The 345-nt window shown below is 69.0% G+C and carries 1 pseudogene; it reads right to left on the bottom strand.

Annotation, left to right across the window (positions count from 1 at the left end):
• A pseudogene (locus H261_RS23060) lies at positions 1 to 345 on the bottom strand (electron transfer flavoprotein subunit beta/FixA family protein); the annotation flags it as partial.

Below are 345 nucleotides of genomic sequence, written 5' to 3'. Positions count from 1 at the left end.
CAGCGTCACCAGACGCGGGCCGACGTCGACCCCCAGATCGGCCGGCGACACCGTGTCGATGGGCTTCTTCTTGGCCTTCATGATGTTGGGCAGGCTGGCGTAGCGCGGCTCGTTCAGGCGCAGGTCGGTGGTCACCACCGCCGGCAGCCTGAGGCTCACCGTCTCCAGCCCGCCGTCCACCTCGCGGGTCACCGTGACGGAATCGGCGCCGATCTCCACCTTGCTGGCGAAGGTGCCCTGGGGCCGGCCCAGCAGGGCGGCCAGCATCTGGCCGGTCTGGTTGGAATCGTCGTCGATGGCCTGCTTGCCCAGGATGATCAGGCCGGGGGCTTCCTTGTCCACCAG

Origin of the sequence: Paramagnetospirillum caucaseum (genome assembly GCF_000342045.1) — a bacterium.
In the GTDB taxonomy this organism is placed as follows: domain Bacteria; phylum Pseudomonadota; class Alphaproteobacteria; order Rhodospirillales; family Magnetospirillaceae; genus Phaeospirillum; species Phaeospirillum caucaseum.
The sequence above is the reverse complement of the archived record's forward strand: the minus strand, read 5'-3'. Positions and strand labels throughout refer to the sequence as shown.